This is a genomic window from Microbacterium profundi, from assembly GCF_000763375.1.
GTDB classification, from domain to species: domain Bacteria; phylum Actinomycetota; class Actinomycetes; order Actinomycetales; family Microbacteriaceae; genus Microbacterium; species Microbacterium profundi.
Genome location: NZ_JPSY01000003.1, coordinates 216,058 through 235,775, shown reverse-complemented (window position 1 = coordinate 235,775; position 19,718 = coordinate 216,058). Strand labels below are relative to the sequence as shown.

The window sequence follows — 19,718 nt, the reverse complement described above, 5'->3', positions numbered from 1 at the left end:
GGGGAGCCTTGTCGGCTCGGCACAACGCGCGCCGCATTCAGCCTAGCCCTCTTCACAGACTGCGTCGCGCATCCGCGACATGGATAGACTGAAGACACCAGGGCCTTTAGCTCAGCTGGTAGAGCGCCACGTTTACACCGTGGATGTCGTCGGTTCGATCCCGGCAGGGCCCACTTCATGGTCACTCTCCGCAACGCGGATGAGCACTTTCCCGATCGCCCCGTGCTGAACCGCGTCGTGAGCGGCGGCCGTCTCCTCTAGCGGAAACCAGGTGAGGGGAAGCCCGGCCTCCTCTCCGACAGGAAGCGCGTCGTCCTCCAGTGCGGCTGTGATGTCTGCGACCGCCGCGGCGAGAGCATCCTCACCGACCGTGTAGAGCAGCAGCCCCTGCCACCGCACGTTCTTCGCGAAGGTGGCGATGATCGGGATGGTGATCGTGTCGCCCTTGTCGTTCGCGTAGAACGCGATCGAACCATGATTCGCGACCACGGCCACGTCCAGTGCCGCGTTCATCGCGGGGGAGACCTCGACGATGTGGTCGACGCCCGAAGGAGCGACCTCCAGGATCCGTTCGGCCAGCCGATCGTCGGGATAGCGGAACACGTGCTGCGCGCCGGCGGCACGAGCGAGGGCCTCCTTCTCGTCGCCGCTCACGGTCGTGAGAACCGTCGCTCCGGCCCAGACAGCGAGTTGGATCGCCGCATGCCCCACCGCTCCTGCTCCGCCCTGCACGAGCACTGTCCTGCCGGACAGAGCGCCGGGGGCGAGGCGCGACGGGCCGAATTCGTGCACGGTCAGCGCGCGATGCGCCGTCATGGCCGGCACGCCGAGGCTCGCGGCGGTGTCGAAGCCGATGCCGTCCGGGAGGCGCACGGCACGGATGGCAGGAACGATGGTGACGTCCTGTGCGGTTCCGGTCGGACGCTCATGTGCCGCAAGGTACAGCCACACGCGATCGCCCACCTGCAGGTCCGCGACATCATCGCCAACGGCATCCACAACGCCGGCGCCGTCCTGATTCGGCACGATCTGATCGAACGGCATTGGTGTTCCCTCAGAGGCGCGCGCCTTCCAGTCGGTCGGATTCACTCCCGACGCGTGGATGCGGACGCGCACCTCTCCGGGACCCGGCTGCCCCGCGTCGCGCTCGATCATCGTGAGCGTCTCGGAGCCGCCCTTGTCCGTGTACACGATTGCTCTCATGTCGGATGCAAGGCAGAGCGGTCTGCGGGTATTCCGTCTCGTCAGCGAACCACGCCGGGCCGCCAGCCCTCGTCTTCTCGGATCGCGCCGAGGATCCGACGACTGATCTGCTTCAACTGCTTCAGCTGCGCAGGGCTCAGCGGGTCGACGACCAGTCGGCGCACCGTTTTCACATGGCCTGGCCCCGCCTGCTCGACCTTGGCGAGCCCGGCATCCGTGAGGATCGCGAGCGTGAAACGACCGTCGGCCGGGTCGGGACTCCGGCGCATCCAGCCGCGTTTCTCCAGACGCGCGGCCGCCCGCGAAAGCCGTGACAGTGAGCTGTTGGCGAAGCCGGCGAGCACACTCATGCGAAGGGTCGCCTCCGGAGCGTCGGCGAGGGCGTACAGGATGCCGTACTCGAAGTGCGTCACCTCCGAATCGCCGAGCAGTTGTGCATCGAGTGCGGTGGGCAGCCATTCCAGGAGAGTGGCCAGAGACGACCAGGTCTCCAGTTCATCGCCGTCGAGAACTGCGCGGCCAGAAGGATCGGACATGCCAGCAGACTACTCGAATGACTTGCGCAGTCAAGTCAAATGATGCAACATGACTTGACTGAGAAAGTAAAAGGAGTGTCATGGAGTTGAATCTGGGCGGCAGAAGAGCATTCGTGAGCGGGTCGACGCAGGGGATCGGCTTCGCGATCGCGAGAGCATTGCTCGACGAAGGCGTGTCGGTCGTGGTCAACGGCCGCAGCGGGGAGAAGGTCGACGACGCGGTCCGTCGATTGAAGGCACCGGATGCTGACGCGGCTGTCACGGGAATCGTCGCGGACCTCGGCGACGAGCAGCAGACGGCACAGTTGGTCCAAGAGCTCGGTGCCGTCGACATCCTGGTCAACAACGTCGGACTCTTCGAGCTCGCCTCCTTCAACGACATCAGTGACGATGACTGGCAGCGTTATTTCACCCTCAACGTCATGAGTGGTGTGCGCCTCTCGCGTCACGCCTTGCCGAGCATGCTCGAGAGGGGCTGGGGCCGCATCGTCTTCATCGGCAGCGAGTCCGGCGTGAACATCCCCGCAGACATGGTGCACTACGGCGTCACGAAGGCCGCGATGCTTGCGCTGAGCAACGGTCTCGCGAAACTCACCCACGGCACCGAGGTGACGGTGAACACGATCCTGGGCGGACCGACCTACTCCGACGGTGTGGCCGACACCGTGGCCGTGCTCTCGCAGGCACAGGGCATTCCGGCCGACGGACTGAAGAGGGCGATCATCGGCGAGAACAGGACGTCGCTGCTCGAACGGTTCATCGAACCCGAAGAGATCGCCAACCTCGCGCTCTACCTCGCGAGCCCGCTCTCGTCCGCGACGAACGGTGCGGCGCTGCGGGCAGATGGCGGCGTGCTGACGACCATCCTCTGATCGCCGGGTGGCCGGCGCTCAGGACTCCTCGTGCGTCCTCGGGTCGGCGTCGAAGAGGCGGCCGTCCGGCCGACCCAGAGCAGTGATCGCGGCGACCTCGGCGTCTTCCAGGACGACGGATGCTGCGGCGAAGTTCGCGCGCTGGTGCTCCAGCGACGACGCCTTCGGGATCGCCACGCTCTCACGCGCGACATGCCAGGCGAGCACGGCCTGCGCGGGCGAGATGTCGTGGGCCGCTGCGACCTCGACGATCACCGGCTCCTCCAGCAGTGCCTTCGCGCGGCCGAGGGGACTCCAGGCCTCGGTGATGATGCCGTGCTCCAGGTGATAGGCGAGCTGCTCCTCCTGCGGGAAGTACGGATGCAATTCGATCTGGTTCACGACCGGGCGCACGCCCGTCTCGTGCTCGAGCCGCTCGAGGTGCTCCGGCAGGAAGTTCGACACGCCGATCTGTCGCACCACGCCGCGCCGCTGCGCATCCACGAGCTCGGCCCACGCCTGCACATACTCGTCCTGACTGGGGTTCGGCCAGTGGATGAGGTGCAGATCGGTGGCATCGAGCCCGAGTCGGAATCGGCTCTCCTCGATGCTCGTTCGTGCCTTCTCCGCCCGGTGGTGCCGGCCGGGCAGCTTCGTGGTGACGATGACCTCTGCGCGGTCCGTCGCAGCATCCGCCACGCCACGGCCCACCGTGCCTTCGTTCTCGTAGTTGAACGCGGAATCGACCAGGCGATAGCCGGCGTCGATTCCTGCGGCGATCGCGGCCGCACCCTCGGCGCCGTTGAGGCGGTACGTTCCCAGCCCGATGGCGGGAAGGGTGAAGCCGTTTTGGGCTGTGCGCGTGGGCAGAGCGGTCATCGAGGTCTCCTTCGAGGTCTGGAATCAGCGTACGCGGCACAATGGACTCATGCGATGTCCCTGCCTGTCCGGCGACACATTCGAGACGTGCTGCGCTCCGCTGCTTGCCGCAGAAGCGACCGCGCCGACTGCAGAGCGCCTCATGCGGTCGCGATTCACGGCGTTCGCGGTCGGCGATGCGCCGTACCTGCTGCGCTCATGGCATCCGTCGACCAGGCCGAGAGATCTCGAACTCGACACCGACATCCGCTGGACGCGGCTCGACATCCTGGAGACCGAGGCCGGCGGTCCGTTCGACACGAGCGGGATCGTGTCGTTCGAGGCGTTCTACCGCGAGGGCGGAGTACAGGCGTCGATGAAAGAGCGCAGCCGCTTCGTGCGTGAGGACAGGATGTGGTCGTACGTCGACGGCGCGCCCGTCGAATGACGCGATCGTCGGATGTCCACGGGCGCGGGTAAGTTGGAGATGTGAACGCCACCCCCGAGCATCAGCGCCTCCTTCTCGACGTCGCCGACCTGGATCGCCGCATCCAGCAGGCCGAGCGCGCGCGCACGACGCCGGCGCAGGGCCCCCGCATCAACGAGCTCGCGAAGGAGCGCCAGGAGCAGCTTCGAGAGCTGACGATCCTGACGGGTGCACGTGACGACGCTCGCACGGAGCTCGCCCGGTTGGAATCCGACGTGAAGCTCGTCGAGCAGCGCCGCACTCGCGACACGGAGCGGTTGGCTGCGTCCTCGAACGCGAAAGACGCCCAGGCCCTCGAGCACGAGCTCGCGAGCCTCGCCAAGCGCGTCAGCGACCTCGAGGACATGGAGCTCGAGGTCATGTCGCGCGTGGAAGAAGCCGAGGCTGCCGTCGCCACGCAACAGGCGCTCATCGACGTGACCACGGCAGAGGGAACCGAGCTCACCACGCAGGCGAAGGCCGCGGTGGCGGCTGCCGCGACCGAGGTCGAACACCTGACCCGCGATCGCGCTGCGATCACCGCAGACATGCCTGCAGAGCTGGTCGCGGACTACGATCGTCGCGCCTCGCGCGGCATCGGTGTCGGTCTGCTGCTCCGGGGCACGTGCGAGGGCTGCCGCATGATGTTGTCGGGAACACACCTCAAAGAGGTCCGCCAGGCCGCGCCCGACGCGGTCGTGTCGTGCCCTGAGTGCGGCGCCATCCTGGTGCGCACCGACGAATCAGGCCTGTGAAGGCGGCGTCCGCATCGGACGCGAGATTTCTGCTGGCGTCCGCCGGCGGCGGTGACTACGTCGCCATCGAGCTCGACCCCGGCGGCGAAGAACGAGAACGTGCAGAGCTCGCGGGTTCTGACCTCGTCGATTGGGTGCGCGGGGTCGAGCAGAGCAGATCGCCGCGTTGGGTGATCCGCAGCGCGAGAGAGCTGTATCCCCGGATGCTGGCGGCCGGCGTCTTCCTGACGAGGTCGCATGACCTGCTGCTGTGCCATGCGATCCTTCGAGACACCGATCGTGTCGCACGCCCGCTCGCACCGTCGGAGGACTGGCTTCCTCGCGAACCCGATGCCGGAGAACCGGCGCTGTTCGACCTGCTCGCGCGGCCCTCCGGCGATTCCGTGGACGACCTCCTCGAGCAGTACCGCGAGCAGTGCCGCGTGATCGCCGCTGACAAGACGGGGCGACTGCCGCTGCTGTGCGCGGCAGAATCCGCCGGCGGGCTGATCGCCGAGGAGATGCGAGCGGGCGGACTGCCGTGGGATGGCGAGGCGCACGACCGCATCCTCGTCGACGTGCTCGGTCCGCGGCAGCCGGGCGGCGGACAGCCCGCCCGCATGGCCGAGCTCGCAGAGAAGGTGCGCTTCCACCTCGGTGACCCTCAGCTCCATCTGGACAGTCACGTGAAACTCCTCCGAGCCCTGCACCGTGTGGGCGTGAACGTCGAATCGACGAGCCAATGGGAGCTGAGCGAGGTCACGCACCCGGTGATCGAGCCTCTGCTGGCGTACAAGAAGCTCTCGCGCCTTCTGAGCGCGAACGGCTGGGCGTGGTTGTCGGAATGGGTGCACGCCGGCCGATTCCGTCCCGTGTACATCCCCGGAGGGGTCGTCACCGGCCGCTGGGCGTCGTCGGGTGGGGGAGCGCTGCAGATCCCGCGGATCCTCCGCCCTGCGGTGCAGGCGGACGAGGGCTGGATGCTGGTCGTCGCGGATGTCGCCCAGCTCGAGCCGCGCATGCTGGCGGCGATGGCCGGCGACAAGGCCATGGCAGAGGCGGCGCGCGGTCGCGATCTGTATGCGGGTGTCGTCGCATCAGGGGCGGTGGCGACGCGCGAAGAGGCGAAGTACGCGGTGCTCGGAGCGATGTACGGAGCGACGACGGGCGACAGCGGTCGGTTGGTTCCGCGACTGCGCAAGGTCTATCCGCGGGCGATGCGCCTCGTGGACGACGCGGCGCGCACAGGAGAGGACGGCGGTGTCGTGTCGACGAACCTCGGCCGTTCCTCGCCTCACCCCGATGCCGCATGGCAGGCGGCGCAGAGCGAGGCCAGCGGCGCCGACGCCGATCCGGTCGAGGTGAAGCGCGCGCGGCAGAGTGCGCGCGAGCGCGGCCGTTTCACCCGCAACTTCGTGGTGCAGGGCACCGCAGCCGAGTGGGCGCTGATCTGGCTGGCGGAGATCCGTCATCGGCTGCGCAGCCTTCCCGAAGCGACGACGGCGGCCGCGGCATCCGGTCCCTTCGCTCGCAATGCGCATCTGGCGTTCTTCCTGCACGACGAGGTGATCCTGCATGTGCCGGCCGAGTCGGCGGATGCCGCGGCCGAGGCCGTGCGCAAGGCGGCGGCCGTGGCCACCCGGCGTCTGTTCGGCGAATTCCCGATCGATGTGCCGCTTGATCTGCGAATCGTGCAGACCGCGGAGAAGTAGACTGAACGTGCGAATGGGTCGGCTGGACGGCCGCGTTGCGGGAGACCGCACCGAGGAACGTCCGGGCTCCACAGGGCAGGATGGTGGGTAACACCCACCCGGAGCAATCCGCGAGAAAGTGCCACAGAGAGTAGACCGCCGCGTCGATCCCTGAGCTTGTCGAAGGGGTCGAAGCGGTAAGGGTGAAAGGGTGGTGTAAGAGACCACCGGGGGTCATGGTGACATGACCCGCCAGGTAAACCTCGTCCGGAGCAAGGTCAGACAGAGGATGTTGACGCGGCTCGCCGAGTCCTCGGGTAGACCGCTGGAGCGGCACGGCAACGTGTCGCCGAGAGAGATGGCCGTCGAAGGGATCCCTCGAGAGAGGCCCCGGAACAGAACCCGGCGTACAGGCCGGCCCATTCGTGCTTCGACAGGCTCAGCAACCGAACGGTCACTGAGCCTGTCGAAGTGTCAGTCGGCTGCGAGCGAGGCGGCGCCGATGATTCCCGACGAGTTGCGGTGGATGGCCGGGATGATCGGCGTGTTCAGTTCGAGCAGCGGGATGAACTTCTCCGGGTGCTTGGACACGCCTCCGCCGACGACGAACAGATCAGGGCTGAACAGGAACTCGACGTGCGAGAAGAACACCTGCAGGCGCGCCGACCAGTCCTCCCAGGACAGCTTCTCGCGCTCCATCGCCGAGTACGCCGTCCACGTCTCGATGGAGGCGTCCTTGATGGTCGTGCCGTTGTAGAGCAGGTGCCCGAGCTCCGTGTTCGGCAGCAGCACGCCGTCGTAAAGGAACGCCGAGCCGATGCCGGTGCCGAGCGTGGCGAGGATCGTGAGGCCGTCGACGTCTCGCGCAGCACCGTGTCGCACCTCGGCGACGCCGGCGGCATCCGCGTCGTTCACGAAGGTGATGTGACGGCCGAGACCGTCCTCGAAGAACTTCTCGGCCTCGAAGCCGATCCACTTCTCGGAGACGTTCGCTGCAGACAGGGTCTTGCCGTTCTTCACGATCGCGGGGAAGGCCACGCCGAGAGGAAGATCCGAATCCCGTACTTCGAGCGTGTCGAGCACCTCGTTGACGGCCTTGAGCACGTCTTCAGGCGCTGCGCCCTTGGGTGTGTCCACCCGGACGCGATCCGAATCGAGCGCACCCTTCTTGAGGTTGACAATGCCTGCTTTGATGCCTGTGCCGCCGATGTCGACGCCGATCGCTTTTGCCATGCTCAATAGCCTAGCGAGCGCCCGGGACGACAGTAGGATCGTGACAGAAGCTTACGAAGGGAGCTGCCATGTCTCACGGTGAAGATTCATACATGTCCAGCGGGGAGCGCAAGTACTGGTACAACACCAATACTGGCCAGGTTGAGCACGGCTACGAGTCCCCCGCGGTCGACCGAATCGGTCCCTTCGACACCGCAGAGGCCGCAGCCAACGCGCTTGAGATGATTCGTGCGCGCTCCGAAGCATGGGCAGTGGAAGAAGCCATCGACGAGGACTGGCGCAAGGCGACCGACGTGCGCAAGGCGACTGACGCGGACGGGAAGCACTAGGCATATGGGAATGGACAAGCAGCGAGACTTCGTGCTGCGCACGATCGAAGAACGCGGCGTGAAGTTCGTGCGCCTGTGGTTCACCGACGTGATCGGCACGCTGAAGTCCGTGGCCATCGCTCCCGCCGAGGTCGAGGGCGCGTTCGCCGAGGGGATCGGATTCGACGGCTCCGCGATCGAGGGCCTCACTCGCACGTACGAGTCCGACCTGCTCGCGCAGCCCGACCCGACGACCTTCCAGACGCTGCCGTGGCGCGGCGAGGTCGACCCGACCGCCCGCATGTTCTGCGATCTCACCACCCCTGACGGCCAGCCCGCCGTCGCCGACCCGCGGCACGTGCTCAAGCGCACGCTCGCCAAGGCCGCCGACGCCGGCTTCACGTTCTACACTCACCCCGAGATCGAGTTCTACCTGCTCAAGTCATCGGTGATCGGGCCCGAGGGCCCTGTTCCCGTCGACTCCGCAGGATACTTCGACAACGTGCCCGGCGGGACGGCGCACGATTTCCGCCGACGCTCGGTGCGGATGCTGGAAGACCTGGGCATCTCCGTCGAGTACAGCCACCACGAGGGCGGGCCGGGTCAGAACGAGATCGACCTGCGCTACGCGGACGCACTCACGATGGCCGACAACATCATGACGTTCCGCACGGTCGTCAAGGAGGTCGCGATCGAGCAGGGCGTGTACGCGACGTTCATGCCGAAGCCGATGAGCGACCAGCCCGGCAGCGGCATGCACACGCACATGTCGCTGTTCGAAGGCGACCAGAACGCCTTCTGGGAGGAAGGCGCCCAGTACCAGCTCTCCAAGACGGGGCGGCATTTCATCGCAGGCCTGCTCAAGCACGCCAACGAGATCGCCGCCGTCACGAACCAGTTCGTGAACTCCTACAAGCGGCTGTGGGGCGGCGACGAGGCGCCCAGCTTCGTGACCTGGGGCCACACCAACCGCTCCGCCCTCATCCGCGTGCCGATGTACAAGCCGCACAAGAGCCAGTCCTCGCGTGTCGAGTACCGGGGCCTCGACTCGGCAGCCAACCCGTATCTCGCGTACGCGCTGCTGCTCGCCGCCGGCCTCAAAGGCATCGAGGAGGAGTACGAGCTGCCGCCCGAGGCCGAGAACAACGTGTGGTCGCTGAGCGACGCTGAGCGCCGCGCGCTCGGTTACTCCTCACTGCCCGCCAGCCTCGACCACGCCCTCGAGTACATGGAGTCATCCGAGCTCGTCGCCGAAACGCTCGGCGAGCAGGTGTTCAACTACGTGCTGCTCAACAAGCGCAAGGAGTGGGAGGCCTACCGCGGCCAGGTCACCCCGTTCGAGCTGAAGAGCAACCTCGAGCTTCTCTGAGCCGATGGCTCGATCGGGCTCCACCTCTTCACTGTCGTCACTGGCACGGGTCGGCTTCACCGGCCTGAGTGCTGCCGCCGAGGTGCTCGACGAGTTGTCGACGCTGACCGGCATCGAACGCTCGACACTTGTCGACGGCGTCGTCGCTGCCGATCCCGACGGCGCTGCCGGTGGGATGCTCAAGGTCGCGCGCCGCGATCCTGACGCACTGAAGCGGGTGCTGCGCGATGAGGAAGCCCGTGGCGTCTGCTGGCGCGTCTTCGGCGCATCGAGTGGTCTGGCCGACTTCTTCCTCCGGCATCCGGACCAACTGTCCGTGCTCACCGAGGTCGGACCACTCGTGCCGAGCGCGGCAACGCTGCAGGAACGCCTGCTCGACTCAGTGGGCGCGAAGGACGGTTTCGCCGATATCGCGGACGATTCCGCAGTTGTCGCGCTGCGGATCGCATACCGCCGCTCGCTGGCGGAGATCGCCGCCGTCGATCTGTCAGCGCCCGAACCCGCGTTGCGGATCGCTGCGGTGTCCGCTGCGCTCGCGGATGCCGCCGGCGCGGCACTGGAGGCGTCGCTCGCTGTCGCACGCACCAGGGTCGCCGTCACCCGTCCGCGCGAGGAGGTCGCTCTCACCCGCCTGTCGATCATCGGGATGGGTAAAGCCGGCGCACGCGAACTCAACTATGTGAGCGACGTCGATGTGATCTTCGTCGGTGGCACGGCAGACGAAGAACGCCTCGAAGAGGGACGCTCGATCGACATCGCCACGAAGCTCGCGATCGAGACGATGCGCGGGCTGGAGGGCGTCGAGGTCGAACCTCCGCTGTGGGAGGTCGACGCGAACCTCCGGCCGGAGGGCAAGCAGGGCGCGCTGGTCCGCTCTCTCGGCTCGCACCTCGCGTACTACGACCGGTGGGCGAAGAGCTGGGAGTTCCAGGCCCTCCTCAAGGCTCGGCCACTCGCAGGAGATGCCGGCCTCGGAGACGCATACATCGAGGCCGTGCAGCCGAAGATCTGGTCGAGCGCCGCTCGCGAGAACTTCGTCGACAGTGTGCAGCGGATGCGTGAGCGCGTGACTGAGCACATCGGTCCTGAAGACGCCACGCATCAGATCAAGCTCGGCGTCGGCGGGTTGCGGGACATCGAGTTCACCGTGCAGCTTCTGCAGCTCGTGCACGGTCTCACCGATCCGAGTCTGCGTACGCGAGGAACCCTGGAGAGCCTGGACGCTCTCGTGGCGGGCGGCTACATCGGCCGGGAGGACGCCGCGACCTTCGCATCCGACTACCGGACGCTCCGGCTGCTGGAGCACAGGCAGCAGCTGCGCGAGCTTTCCCGCACGCATCTGATGCCGAGGACGCCAGACGGATTGCGCATCCTCTCCAGGGCCACCGGACTGGCCGACACCGGCGACGGCATCTGGGCGCTCTGGGAGAGTGTGCGCCGTGAGGTGCGCGACATCCACACCCGCCTGTTCTACCGACCGCTGCTGAGCGCGGTCGCCGCGCTGCCGGAAGAGGAGCGCACGCTCTCGACAGCGCAGGCTCATGATCGTCTCGCCGCCATCGGCTTCCGCGACGCCGCGGGCGCTCTGCGTCATATCGGCGCGCTCACCTCCGGGATCAGCCGCAAGGTCACGATCCAACGTCATCTCATGCCGATCATGGTGCGCTGGTTCGCCGACGGCAGCGACCCCGACTACGCGCTGCTCGCCTTCCGCAGGATCAGCGAGAGGCTGGGAGACACCTCCTGGTTCCTCCGGATGCTGCGCGATTCCTCAGGCGCAGCCGAGAGCCTCACGCGGCTGCTTTCGGCATCGCGGTACATCGGCGAGCTCATGGAGTGGATCCCGGAGTCTGTCGCGTGGTTGGACAGCCCCGAGCGGCTGCGCCCGCGCGCCGCGTCTCAGCTCTACGAAGAGGCTCGGGCGATCCAGACGAGGCACAAGTCGGTGGCGCCCGCCCTGAAGGCGGTCCGTGCGCTGCGGCGCCGCGAGCTGCTCCGCACGGCGATGGGCGCCGTGCTCGATGTGCTGACGATCGAAGAGATCGCGACCTCTCTCACCGCGATCACCGACGCGACCATTCAGGCAGGACTGCGTGCGGTACGGCGCGAGGTGGTGCCCGCGGAGGACGACGACCTCGACTTCGCCGTCATCGGCATGGGGCGTTTCGGCGGAGCCGAACTGGGCTTCGGGTCGGATGCCGACATCCTCTACGTGTACGACGCGAACGGCATCGATCCGCAGCGCGCGCAGACATTGTCGACGCAGCTGGTCTCCGGCCTCCGCGAGCATCTGACCGACCACCGTGTGCCACTCGATCTCGACGCCGACCTGCGTCCTGAGGGACGCCAGGGCCCTGTGGTGCGATCGATCGCCGCGTATACGGAGTACTACCGGCGTTGGTCCGTGTCGTGGGAGGCTCAGGCGCTGCTGCGCGCACGCGGCGTCGCCGGCAGCGGGCAGCTGATCACGAAGTTCATGAGTCTGGCAGACAGCATCCGCTATCCGGAACAGGTCGACCAGCAGGGGCTGCGCGAGATCAAGCGGATCAAGGCCCGCGTCGAAGGGGAGCGGCTTCCCCAGGGTGCCGACCCCCATCGACATCTCAAACTGGGCCCGGGTTCGCTCAGCGACGTCGAGTGGCTGGTTCAGCTCGTGCAGCTGCAGCACGCTCACGCCGTGCCTGCGCTGCGAACGACATCCACTCTGGACGCCCTTCACGCGGCGGTGGATGCGGAGCTGGTGCCGGCCGACGACGCGGAGAAGCTGCGTGAGGCGTGGCTGCTGGCCAGCCGGCTGCGTTCCGCGATCACGCTGCGCACCGGGCACACCGCCGACATGCTCCCGGCCGACCGTCGGGAACTGGATGCACTCGGCCATCTGCTCGGCTATCCGGACGGCTCGGCCACGGCCGTGGAAGAGGACTATCTCGGCGTCACCAGACGCGCTCGACGAGCGTTCGAGAACCTCTTCTACGGCTGAGTTGCGCAATCACCTCCGCTGGCTCAGGCTGAGCACATGACAGCGACGAAGATCGGCATCATCTGGAACCCGTCGAAGATCGATGAGGACGTACTGCGATCGGCAGTCGCTGAGGCGCTGGACAGCGACGTGCAGTGGTGGGAGACCAGCGAGGACGACCCTGGACTCGGGATGGCGAAGGAAGCCGTCGCCGCCGGATGCGGCACCGTGATCGCGGTCGGCGGAGACGGCACCGTGCGTGCGGTCGCCGAGGCGCTGGCCGGCACAGAGGTCGTACTCGGCATCGTGCCTCAGGGCACAGGCAACCTGCTCGCCCGCAACCTCGAGGTGCCGTTGGACGACATCCCCGCGGCGTTGGCCCGGATCAGCCGTGGCGAGCCCCGCACGATCGACCTCGGCTGGGTGAGCATGAACGGCGAGGAACGCGCCTTCACCGTGATGGTCGGATTCGGCATCGACGCGCAGATGCTCGTGGAGACGGACGACGATCTGAAGGACCGCGCCGGCTGGCTCGCGTACGTCGAGGCGATGGGCCGCGCCATGGCCGGCACCGAGATGACCGGGATCACGCTCGCGCTGGACGGGGGAGACGCGCAGGAGGTGCGCGGTCACACCCTGCTGATCGGCAACTGCGGCATGGTGCAGGGCGGGGTACGCCTGCTGCCGGACGCCAAGCTCGATGACGGTCTGCTCGACCTGCTGCTGGTGAGCGCCGACGGCGCACTGCAGTGGCTCGACACCGTGCGCTCAGTCGTCTGGGACAACGGCATCCGTCGCCTGCTCACTCGTGACGAGACCGCGGTCAGCACCGAATCCACTCGTCACCTGACCGCTGAGCGCATCAGCGTCGAGCTCGAGCAGCCGCTGGCCTTCGAGGTCGACGGCGAGGAACTGGGTGACGTGTCATCATTCGAGGTGCGCGTACAGGCGGGCGCACTCAGGGTGCACTGAACGCCGTCATTCGACCTCCACGCGGACGAGATGGTCGAGGACCAGCTCGCCGGTGGCGTTGGTCGCGTGCATCGTCTCTTCCAGTCGCTTCGGGTCGATCGGGGGCAGTTCAGCGCTGTCGAAGATGAACAGCAGAGGGACTGCGGGGTGGATCCACGCGCTCATCCGTCCACTGGGCTTGCCGTCGAGGGGCAGCCACGTCATCATGAAGCTCTCCTGGCGACGCAGCTTCGTCGCCACGACGACCTTCAGGTGTGCCAGTGTCTCGTCTTCGATGCCGATCGCCTCGGCGGTGTGGTCGTACTTGAGTCTGCCCATACTGCACCTTAACGCGCGCCCGTGAACATCAGAAGAGCCCATTCCGCGATGGTGCGGAATGGGCTCTTCTGGACGTGCTGAGCGGTGTCAGACCCCGTAGTACAGCTCGTACTCGAACGGGTGCGGGCGCTGCGCCATCGGCAGGATCTCGTTCTCGATCTTGTACGAGATCCAGGTCTCGATGAGCTCGGGCGTGAAGACCCCGCCTTCGAGCAGGAACTGGTGGTCGTCGCGGAGCGCGTCGAGCGAGTCCAGCAGCGAGTTCGGCACCTGCGGGATGTTCTTGGCCTCCTCGGGGGGAAGCTCGTAGAGGTCCTTGTCGACCGGCTCGTGCGGCTCGATGCGGTTCTTGATGCCGTCGAGGCCGGCCATCAGCTGCGCCGCGAACGCGAGGTACGGGTTGCCGGAGGCATCCGGAGCGCGGAACTCGATGCGCTTGGCCTTGGGGTTCGAACCCGTGATCGGGATGCGGATCGCAGCCGAGCGGTTTCCGGCCGAGTAGACAAGGTTGACCGGTGCTTCGAAGCCCTTGACCAGGCGGTGGTAGCTGTTCAGCGTCGGGTTCGTGAAGGCCAGCAGCGCCGGTGCGTGCGCGAGGATGCCGCCGATGTACCAGCGGGCGATGTCGCTGAGCTGACCGTAGCCTGCCTCGTCGTAGAACAGCGGCTTGCCGTCGCTCCACAGCGACTGGTGCGTGTGCATGCCTGAGCCGTTGTCGCCGTAGAGCGGCTTCGGCATGAAGGTAGCCGACTTGCCCCACTGCTCTGCGGTGTTCTTGATGATGTACTTGAACTTCAAGATGTCATCCGCCGAGTGCACCATGGTGTCGAAGCGGTAGTTGATCTCCTGCTGGCCGCCAGTGCCGACCTCGTGGTGCGATCGCTCGAGGATGAAGCCTGCCTCGATGAGCTTGAGGGTCATGTCATCGCGCAGGTCAGCGGTCTTGTCGACCGGGCTGACGGGGAAGTAGCCGCCCTTGTACGGGGTCTTGTTGCCGAGGTTGCCGCCTTCTTCTTCGCGGCCCGTGTTCCACGCGCCCTCTTCGGAGTCGACGCTGTAGAAGCTCGAGTTCGAGGTCACGGAGTAGCGGACGTCATCGAAGATGTAGAACTCCGCTTCGGGAGCGAAGAAGGCGGTGTCGGCGATGCCGGTCGAGACGAGGTACTTCTCGGCCTTCTTTGCGACCTGACGCGGGTCCTTCGAGTAGATCTCGCCGGTGCGCGGGTTGTAGATGTCGAAGATCATCACCAGCGTGCTCGCCTCGCGGAACGGATCCATGTATGCGGTCGAGACGTCGGGGATGAGCTGCATGTCGGACTCGTGGATGCTGGCGAATCCGCGGATCGACGAGCCGTCGAACAGTTGGCCGTCTGTGAAGAACGCCTCGTCGACCGTCGACGCAGGGATGTTGAAGTGCTGCTGGACACCGGGCAGATCAGTGAAACGGATGTCAAGGAACTTGACGTCGTTCTCCTTGATATAGCTCAGAACCTCGGACGAATCGGTGAACATTTATCACTCCAGATGATGCGGATCGGGGCCTTGAAGGCTGCAAGCAGGCTATGTCCGAGGGGTTACCCGGCCATGTCCTCTATGTTTCCGCCATGTTACAGACCGCCGATACACTGGATGTGTGACGGATGCTGAGAACACGTACCCCGGCGAACGTCTAGGGCTCCCTGTGAGCGGTACGCGCACCATCGCTCGCGCCGGCAGGCGCATCGGCGCTCTCGTCATCGACTGGGCCGCAGCGGTGATCATCTCGATCGCTTTCTTCCAGTACGACGCGATCGCCACGCTGGTCGTCTTCGCCGTCGTGCAGATCGTGTTCATCCCGACGATAGGCGGCAGCCCCGGGCACCGCATCCTGGGTATGCGCCTGGTCATGCTCGGTGGCGGATGGGTGGGGCTGTGGCGTCCGATCGTGCGGACACTGCTGCTCGTGCTCGTGATCCCGGCCGTCATCTGGGATCCGGATCAGCGCGGCCTGCACGACAAGGCCGTCGGCACGGTACTGATCCGCGCCTGAACTGATCCGCGCCTGACGCTCGGGCGCTGTCAGCTGCGCCCGCGATTGCGCCGGCGGGTCTCTTTCGGCGCACGACCGCCGAGGAACGAGCGTGCCGGGTCCACGATGAAGCCGCGTCGCAGCGCCTCGCGACCGATCAGCATCCGAAATCCCATCTCGTCACGATTGCTGAGCGTGACCTCCGAGATGACCAGCTGGTCGACGATGCGGATCGCCAGCAGCACGACCAGCCGGTGCTGCGCGTGTCCTGAGGAACTGCGCACCGCCCGTCTGTCATGGACGGGACATTCGACGATCGTGGCGTCCGCGTTGGTGTGCTGCCAGGGGTTCACCCTGAATCGCACCCATGCCTCGCCCTCTCGCTCGAACTCTTCCACGTCGAACGCGTGCAATGACGACGTACGCGCGCCGGTGTCGACCTTGGCTTTGATCCAATCGACGCCGGCGTCGGGCAGGCTCACCCATTCACGCCACCCCGTAAGAGTGTTTGAATGAGATGTCTTGGTCACTCGATACATCTTGGCAGGAAACATACGTGAAGCTCGCAGTTCTCTCCCGCGCTCCGCAGGCGTATTCGACGCAGCGCCTCCGCGCGGCCGCTCTTCAGCGCGGCCACAACGTCAAGGTGCTGAACACGCTGAAGTTCGCGATCGATCTGACCGCGGACGAACCCGACCTGCATTACCGCGGCCGTCCGCTGAGCGACTACGACGCGATCCTGCCCCGTATCGGCAGTTCGATCACCTACTTCGGCACCGCCGTGGTGCGCCAGTTCGAGCAGATGGACGTCTACACGCCCAACACGGCGAACGGCATCTCCAGCGCCAGGGACAAGCTTCGCGCGAATCAGATCCTCTCCCGCCACAACATCGCGATGCCGGCCACCGCTTTCGTGCGCAACCGCGCTGACGTGCGTCCGGCCATCGAACGCGTCGGCGGCGCACCAGTGGTCATCAAGCTTCTGGAGGGAACGCAGGGCATCGGCGTGATCCTCGCCCCGCAGGTGAAGGTCGCCGAGGCGATCATCGAGACGCTGCATTCCACGAAGCAGAACGTCCTCATCCAGAAGTTCATCGCCGAGAGCAGGGGCCGCGACATCCGTGCGCTCGTCGTCGGCGACCGTGTCGTCGCAGCGATGCGCCGCGTCGCCGCCGGCGACGAGTTCCGATCCAACGTGCACCGAGGCGGCAGCGTCGAGCGTGTGCAACTCGACCCGGCCTACGAGCAGGTGGCGGTGCGATCTGCGCAGATCATGGGACTGCGGGTCGCCGGCGTCGACATGCTCGAGGGCGACGACGGACCGCTGGTGATGGAGGTCAACTCCTCGCCCGGCCTTCAGGGCATCGAGCAGGCGACGAATCTGGATGTCGCCGGCGCGATCATCGATCACATCGCAGGGCAGGTCGCATTCCCTGAGATCGACGTGCGCCAGCGATTGACGGTCTCGACGGGGTACGGAGTGGCCGAGCTGCTCGTTCACAACGCCGCCGAGCTCGTCGGCAGGACTCTGGGGGAGTCAGGCCTGTGGGAGCGCGACATCACGGTGCTGACGCTGCACCGCGGGGTCAGCGTCATCCCGAATCCGCGCAAGCACGTCGTGCTCGAGGCCGATGACCGGCTGCTCTGCTTCGGCAAGCTCGAGGAGATGCGCGGAATGATCCCCGAGCGCCGCCGTCGCAGGGCCAAGGTGCGTCGTCTGCCCAAGGAACCGCTGAGCTGACGGCCGCAGTCGATCCTGAGCTTGGGCCGGTCCCTGAGCCGGGGCCGCTCCCTGAGCCGGGGCCGCTCCCTGAGCCTGAGCCGGTCCCTGAGCCGGGGCCGCTCCCTGAGCCTGTCGAAGGGAAGGCGCTTCGTACAGGAGGCTCAGCGCGGACGCTGAGCGCGGACCTTCGTCGGGTCGATGCCCTTGGGGATCGGCAGTGACGAGACCGACTGCGAGACGGAGTCGATGCGTCGGATCACGGCGGCCATCGTCGTCTTGTCGATCTTCTTCGGCAGCTTCTTGATCGTCTTCGAAAGATCGGCGATCGTGACTTCGTCCTCGCCGTGGCCCACGTAGAACACATGCACGGGAACGCCGTTCGCGACGCGCTGCGCCTTGCTGCGCTCCTCGTTCACGAGGCGGGTGAGGCGGCCTCTGGCGCCCTCGCCGACGACGACGATGCCACCTCGCCCGATCGCCCGGTAGACCGCTTCCTGCGTCTTGGGGTTGATGCCGACGGGGGTGTCGGAGGACTGCCAGTTGCGGCCGAGGCTCGTGCTGAGCACGTGCCCTGAAGCGCCGGGCATGCCGTCGATCTTGGCGTACATCGCGCTGGTCGACAGGCGGGTCATCAGGAACAGCGAGCCCAGCACACCGAGCATGAGGCCGGTGATGGCCCAGAGTACGAGAGTCCACACCTGGAACGGTGGGATGAGGTAGCCGACCACGAGACCGAGCAGGATGCCGGCGACGAGGATGGCGATCTGCGCCCACGGAAGCCAGCTGTACACCTCACGTGTGAACCTGAAGAGGGACTTGATCTGGGAGAAGAACCCCGGTCGCTTCTCGGGTTCTGGAGCACGCTTAGCCATGGAGACAAGACTACCGAGTCCGTGCGCTCCTCACGTGCGCGTTCGCGGGCGGCGCACTCGTTCTGCACATCGGCGAAATCCTCGAATCTGTCCACACTCGCCCTACGTCGACGCTGCGCGCGGCCGCGTTGCGCTGTGATGGTTCGATGACCGAGACGGATGCTTCTGCCGACCGTGCCTCCCTTGTGCCGGGGGTGCATCGCCTGATCAGAGCGATCGACGGCAAGGAAGGCCCGTTCCCCGGCGCCCTCGTCGCATACGACGACGCGGTCGCCGTATGCGTCGATATCGAGCGGCTCGGCGACTGGGACGGCTGGGCCTTCTCAGATGCCGAGCACGTATGCGGCGCGCTCGACATCAGACGACGTGCCGATGGGCATGACGTTCTGCTGCCGTGGTGCACGCAACGCGTGGAGGCCTTCCTCGGGCGCAGAGACGCCTCTGATTCGCCCCTCACCCCCGGGGAATTGGGCACGCTCGTCGTCAGCCTGCTGCGTGGAGTGCGGGAGCTCGGAACGGATGCTGAAGCGGTGGGCGAGTGGTGGTTGACCGTCGACGGTCGCCCGCTGTTCGTCCATGGCGACGGCGGGAGCGCGCGTGCGCGCACGGCTGCACTCGTGGAGCGCATGCTGCGACAGCAGTCCGATCGCGGCACGGTGCGCATCCTGCAGGAGGCTGCGTCCGCGCTGCGCCAGCCGCGCCACCCCGCCGACGACGATCGCCGCTGGGAGCAGGAGCTCTTCGCGCGCGCCGCGCCGCGAGCTCTGCAGATCGACGTGTTCGCACCGGAGCGCGTGAGCGCCATCTCTCCGAGGCTCGTCGCTGCAGATGCGGCGTCAGACGACACGGGCCGATCGCATCGCCGCGATGTGGCCGGTGAGACCCGGAGCAGGCGATCGAAGAGGAAGGAGCGGCCCGAGCGGCCCGAGGCAGGTGCCGTACGCGTGCTGCGCTCTCTGTCGGAGATCGTACGCATGCGCATGGAGCGTATGCGTGAGCGGCCGCCCAGGCGAACGCTGCTGCATGCGAAGGCGGAAGAGACCGGCAAGCCGAAATCCTCGCGCCGCCGCGCCTTACTGCTCGCCGGCGCACTCGGCGCGATCGTGCTGATCGTCGGACTGCTCTGGCCTGGTGACGATGGCGATGCGCCCGCCGAAGCGGCATCGCGGAAGGCGCCGGCGGTATCGGAACAGGACGAAGGGGCTGATCGCGCGGCAGAGGACCTCAGCGATGCCGACGAATCGAAGACGTCGACGCCCGGCCCGACGCCGACAGGGCCGGTATCGGACGAGGGCACTGCGCCGGATGCAGGTACGGCGCTGGATGCGGTGCCGCGACTGCTCGATGCGATCAGCGGGTGCGTAAAGGACATCGCGGAGGACTGCGCCGGTGCGGTCGCGGAAGGTGGCAGGATCCCCACCGAGGGCGTTGCGAGCCTTGGTGCGTCCGAGAGTACGGCCGCACTGGTGGACGACTACGGCGATGTGGCCGTGATCCGGCTGACTCCGGTGGACTCCGCGATGATCGAGCAGATGATGGTTCTCGAGCGCCGAGACGACATCTGGCTGGTGCGCGACGTGTATGACGTCGCGCACCAGCCAGACTAGGTGCGAGCGG

At 66.6% G+C, this 19,718-nt stretch carries 19 protein-coding genes, 1 tRNA gene and 1 other RNA gene; 13 read left to right on the top strand and 8 right to left on the bottom strand.

What is annotated here, in order from left to right; all coding sequences use genetic code 11:
- Positions 1-100: 100 nt before the first annotated feature.
- Positions 101-173 (top strand) — tRNA-Val (locus JF52_RS0113815).
- Here the strand turns inward: JF52_RS0113815 and JF52_RS16610 are convergent.
- Both JF52_RS16610 and JF52_RS0113810 read right to left on the bottom strand, forming a co-directional pair.
- The gene (locus JF52_RS16610) at positions 133-1,203 is read right to left on the bottom strand and encodes an NADPH:quinone reductase (protein ID WP_052167081.1); all 1,071 of its coding nucleotides are present in this window, start codon (positions 1,201-1,203) and stop codon (positions 133-135) included. The two genes, JF52_RS0113815 and JF52_RS16610, sit on opposite strands and share 41 nt — an antisense overlap.
- A gap of 41 nt (positions 1,204-1,244) precedes the next feature.
- A complete protein-coding gene (locus JF52_RS0113810; protein WP_033107164.1) occupies positions 1,245-1,739 on the bottom strand; it encodes a MarR family winged helix-turn-helix transcriptional regulator in 495 nt (164 codons plus the stop codon).
- Between the two features lie 80 nt (positions 1,740-1,819).
- On the opposite strand from JF52_RS0113810, the gene JF52_RS0113805 reads away from it, so the two are divergent.
- Complete coding sequence (locus JF52_RS0113805) at positions 1,820-2,611, top strand: SDR family NAD(P)-dependent oxidoreductase (protein ID WP_033107163.1); 792 nt, start codon at positions 1,820-1,822, stop codon at positions 2,609-2,611.
- 18 nt (positions 2,612-2,629) lie between these two features.
- Here the strand turns inward: JF52_RS0113805 and JF52_RS0113800 are convergent, their stop codons facing one another.
- The gene (locus JF52_RS0113800) at positions 2,630-3,469 is read right to left on the bottom strand and encodes an aldo/keto reductase (RefSeq protein WP_033107162.1); all 840 of its coding nucleotides are present in this window, start codon (positions 3,467-3,469) and stop codon (positions 2,630-2,632) included.
- A gap of 49 nt (positions 3,470-3,518) precedes the next feature.
- Here JF52_RS0113800 and JF52_RS0113795 point away from each other — a divergent pair, with 49 nt between their 5' ends.
- The 4 genes from JF52_RS0113795 to rnpB all read left to right on the top strand — a co-directional run bounded on the left by JF52_RS0113795 (position 3,519) and on the right by rnpB (position 6,765).
- Entirely contained in the window at positions 3,519-3,896 is a 378-nt protein-coding gene (locus JF52_RS0113795; protein ID WP_033107345.1) for a YchJ family protein, read from the top strand.
- Between the two features lie 41 nt (positions 3,897-3,937).
- Positions 3,938-4,669 carry a zinc ribbon domain-containing protein gene (locus JF52_RS0113790; RefSeq protein ID WP_033107161.1) on the top strand — a complete coding sequence of 244 codons (732 nt, stop codon included), beginning with the start codon at positions 3,938-3,940 and terminating at the stop codon, positions 4,667-4,669.
- A complete protein-coding gene (locus tag JF52_RS0113785; protein ID WP_033107160.1) occupies positions 4,666-6,360 on the top strand; it encodes a bifunctional 3'-5' exonuclease/DNA polymerase in 1,695 nt (564 codons plus the stop codon). The genes JF52_RS0113790 and JF52_RS0113785 overlap by 4 nt, the downstream gene beginning before the upstream one ends.
- Before the next feature lie 14 nt (positions 6,361-6,374).
- Positions 6,375-6,765, top strand: an RNA gene (gene rnpB / locus JF52_RS16645) — RNase P RNA component class A.
- 48 nt (positions 6,766-6,813) lie between these two features.
- On the opposite strand, the gene ppgK is transcribed toward rnpB, so the two are convergent.
- The gene (ppgK, locus tag JF52_RS0113780) at positions 6,814-7,572 is read right to left on the bottom strand and encodes a polyphosphate--glucose phosphotransferase (protein ID WP_033107159.1); all 759 of its coding nucleotides are present in this window, start codon (positions 7,570-7,572) and stop codon (positions 6,814-6,816) included.
- Positions 7,573-7,664: 92 nt separating this feature from the next.
- On the opposite strand from ppgK, the gene JF52_RS0113775 reads away from it, so the two are divergent.
- The 4 genes from JF52_RS0113775 to JF52_RS0113760 are packed head-to-tail and all read left to right on the top strand — an operon-like array spanning position 7,665 to position 13,180.
- Positions 7,665-7,901, top strand: coding sequence for a hypothetical protein (locus JF52_RS0113775; RefSeq protein ID WP_052167079.1), 237 nt, complete (start codon positions 7,665-7,667; stop codon positions 7,899-7,901).
- A gap of 10 nt (positions 7,902-7,911) precedes the next feature.
- Positions 7,912-9,249, top strand: coding sequence for a glutamine synthetase family protein (locus tag JF52_RS0113770; protein ID WP_033107158.1), 1,338 nt, complete (start codon positions 7,912-7,914; stop codon positions 9,247-9,249).
- A gap of 4 nt (positions 9,250-9,253) precedes the next feature.
- Positions 9,254-12,229: a bifunctional [glutamine synthetase] adenylyltransferase/[glutamine synthetase]-adenylyl-L-tyrosine phosphorylase gene (locus tag JF52_RS0113765; RefSeq protein ID WP_033107157.1), complete on the top strand. Its 2,976-nt coding sequence runs from the start codon at positions 9,254-9,256 to the stop codon at positions 12,227-12,229.
- Positions 12,230-12,265: 36 nt separating this feature from the next.
- Positions 12,266-13,180, top strand: a complete 915-nt coding sequence (locus JF52_RS0113760) for a diacylglycerol/lipid kinase family protein (RefSeq protein ID WP_033107156.1) — start codon at positions 12,266-12,268, stop codon at positions 13,178-13,180.
- A gap of 6 nt (positions 13,181-13,186) precedes the next feature.
- Here the strand turns inward: JF52_RS0113760 and JF52_RS0113755 are convergent, their stop codons facing one another.
- The gene (locus JF52_RS0113755) at positions 13,187-13,498 is read right to left on the bottom strand and encodes a DUF7882 family protein (RefSeq protein WP_033107155.1); all 312 of its coding nucleotides are present in this window, start codon (positions 13,496-13,498) and stop codon (positions 13,187-13,189) included.
- A gap of 87 nt (positions 13,499-13,585) precedes the next feature.
- Complete coding sequence (glnA, locus tag JF52_RS0113750) at positions 13,586-15,010, bottom strand: type I glutamate--ammonia ligase (RefSeq protein WP_033107154.1); 1,425 nt, start codon at positions 15,008-15,010, stop codon at positions 13,586-13,588.
- A 121-nt stretch (positions 15,011-15,131) separates the two neighbouring features.
- Here glnA and JF52_RS0113745 point away from each other — a divergent pair, with 121 nt between their 5' ends.
- Positions 15,132-15,527, top strand: a complete 396-nt coding sequence (locus JF52_RS0113745; protein ID WP_033107153.1) for an RDD family protein — start codon at positions 15,132-15,134, stop codon at positions 15,525-15,527.
- 29 nt (positions 15,528-15,556) lie between these two features.
- Here the strand turns inward: JF52_RS0113745 and JF52_RS0113740 are convergent, their stop codons facing one another.
- Positions 15,557-16,045 (bottom strand): ATP-dependent zinc protease family protein, encoded by a 489-nt coding sequence (locus tag JF52_RS0113740; RefSeq protein WP_033107343.1) that lies wholly within the window; start codon positions 16,043-16,045, stop codon positions 15,557-15,559.
- Between the two features lie 17 nt (positions 16,046-16,062).
- Between JF52_RS0113740 and JF52_RS0113735 the strand changes: the two genes are divergently transcribed.
- Complete coding sequence (locus JF52_RS0113735; protein ID WP_033107152.1) at positions 16,063-17,247, top strand: RimK family alpha-L-glutamate ligase; 1,185 nt, start codon at positions 16,063-16,065, stop codon at positions 17,245-17,247.
- Positions 17,248-17,390: 143 nt separating this feature from the next.
- On the opposite strand, the gene JF52_RS0113730 is transcribed toward JF52_RS0113735, so the two are convergent.
- Complete coding sequence (locus JF52_RS0113730) at positions 17,391-18,101, bottom strand: DUF4191 domain-containing protein (RefSeq protein ID WP_033107151.1); 711 nt, start codon at positions 18,099-18,101, stop codon at positions 17,391-17,393.
- Positions 18,102-18,247: 146 nt separating this feature from the next.
- On the opposite strand from JF52_RS0113730, the gene JF52_RS0113725 reads away from it, so the two are divergent.
- On the top strand, positions 18,248-19,708 hold the full coding sequence (locus JF52_RS0113725) for a hypothetical protein (RefSeq protein ID WP_033107150.1): 1,461 nt from the start codon (positions 18,248-18,250) through the stop codon (positions 19,706-19,708).
- The last annotated feature ends 10 nt before the right edge of the window (positions 19,709-19,718 follow it).